This window comes from Mesorhizobium sp. M7A.F.Ca.CA.002.05.1.1 (assembly GCF_003998335.1).
Classification (GTDB): domain Bacteria; phylum Pseudomonadota; class Alphaproteobacteria; order Rhizobiales; family Rhizobiaceae; genus Mesorhizobium.
The window spans coordinates 1-2,052 of the sequence record NZ_RZQI01000999.1 but is presented as its reverse complement, the minus strand read 5'-3'; the positions used below and the strand labels follow the sequence as shown (position 1 = coordinate 2,052).

The following is a 2,052-nucleotide window of genomic DNA, read 5'->3' as shown; positions in this document are numbered from 1 at the left end:
CTGCCGAAGGTCGACCATGATATGATCTTTCTGGCCAGGAACTCGTCGGGGATTTGATAGACGCCTTCGTCAACCGCCGGCAAATTGGCGCCGACATAGGCGGCAAGCCGTGCTTTCAGCGCCGCGTCCTGCGAGAGCCGTGCGGTGTCGGGCGTGTTCTCCAGCGGCTTCTCGCTGATTTCGGCGCCATCGATGCCGAATACCCGCATGAGATAGGCCGCCTGCCCGCCGAACTCGGTTTCCTGGCCGGACGGGAAGCGCACCACCTGCGCGTTGAGCTCCAGCTGCTTGAAGGTCAGCCCGGCCTTCTCCAGCGGCCCGCCGGTCAGCCAGCCGGCATCGACGCTCTCGTCAAGCTGTGGCGTCCAGCGTCCGGCAGTGCCGACGCAGCCGCCATCGGCATCGGGCGCGGCGCTGTAGACGGCATTGAAATTGAACGGCAAGCGCGATGCCAGCAGCTTGCCGTTCTTGCGAAAACTGTAGGCCAGGCGGTAGATGAAGCGCACCTCGCCGCAGCTCCTGTCGCCTTGCAGCAGCATGAAATCGCGACGGTCGAGCCGGTTGACGACGCCGACCAGCCGGAAGCGCGCGGCATCGGTCTTCAGCCAGCGCATGTCCATGATGCGGCCGACATTGCCGTCTGTCACCTCGTAGAGCGGCCGCCCGCCGGCCTTCATCTCGGCGCGGAGCGCCGCAACATCGGAGGCAACGATGTCAACGATGGCGTGATAGGCGGGGGCCTCGTCGTAAAGCGTCTTTAGACCGTCCTCGCCGTCAACCCCCAAAACATCGGCGAAGCCGAAACCCCCGGCATCGAGCGCGGCGAGCACCGCCGGATTGTCGACGACGGTTACAGGGCCGACGGCGCGCGCCGTCGACGCCATGAAGACAGCGATGAGGGTGGCAAGCAGCGGAGCCAGGGCGCGGTTCATAGAACAGCCGTGCGCGCGTCGAAGAGTTCACGCAACACCGGCAGCAGCGCCAGCGGCAGATCCTCGGCGATCAGGCCGGGTCCGAACCGGCTGCCGGTTTCGGCGTGTAGCCACACCGCCGCGCAGGTGCCCTCGAAGGGCGGCATGCCTTGTGCGAGCAGACCGGCGATGATGCCCGACAGCACGTCGCCTGACCCGGCCGTGGCCAGCCACGGAGCGCCGTTGGAGTTGATGGCTGCCTTGCCAACAGGCGCGGCTATCACCGTGTCGGCGCCCTTGTAGACGATCGTTGCGTTGGCCCGCGCGGCAGCCGCTCGCGCCTTGTCCAATTTCGACATGGTTTTGTCCCCGGCGATATCTGGGAACAAGCGGCCGAATTCACCCTCATGCGGCGTGATCACCAACACTGGAGCGTTTGGCTGACGAGCGGCTTCGAACAGCGCCTGCGGCTGATGGGCCAGAGAGGTAATGGCATCGGCATCAAGCACGATCGCTCCTCCATGGTTTGCAGTTTGCGATGCGCGTGCACCCTCCGCCAAGGTCTTGATCAGTTGCAGGGCGAAATCGCCGACCTTGGGCTTTGGCCCGAGCCCCGGTCCAAACACCAGCGCCTCGGGATGGCGCGCCGTCAGAAATTCCTGCACCTCCTCGAATGACCCCGCCTCTCGCAGCATGATCGAGGTGAGGTGTGTCGCGTTCACCTGCATGGCATTGCCAGGCGACAGCACGGTGACCGCCCCTGCCCCGCTTCTGGCGGCGGCCATCGCCGACAGCCGCGCCGCGCCGGTAGCACTGGGACCGCCGGAAAAGACGCCGACATGGCCGCGCTTGTATTTATGCGCGTCCACCGCCGGCACCGGAAATTCCCGCAACCACAGATCCGGCACATTTTCGAAGGTCGAGACGGCGAGCTGGGCGATGATGCCGTCGCCGATGCCAATATCGGCGAGCACGATCTCACCGCATTGCCCGCGCCCCGGCAGCAGCAAGTGGCCGGGCTTTTTCCGCGCGAAGGTGACGGTGACCTCGGCACGAAACGCCCTGCTCAATATTTCGCCGCTGGCTCCCGAGACGCCCGACGGCAGGTCGATCGCGACCACAGGCAGGCGCAGGGCCTGTC

At 65.7% G+C, this 2,052-nt stretch carries 1 protein-coding gene and 1 pseudogene; both read right to left on the bottom strand.

What is annotated here, in order from left to right:
* Positions 1-932: pseudogene (locus tag EN939_RS31655) on the bottom strand (hypothetical protein); the annotation flags it as partial.
* Positions 929-2,052 (bottom strand): NAD(P)H-hydrate dehydratase (locus tag EN939_RS31650; RefSeq protein WP_127271528.1); only part of this gene is annotated, 1,124 nt, incomplete at its 5' end. The gene EN939_RS31650 and the pseudogene EN939_RS31655, both read right to left, overlap by 4 nt.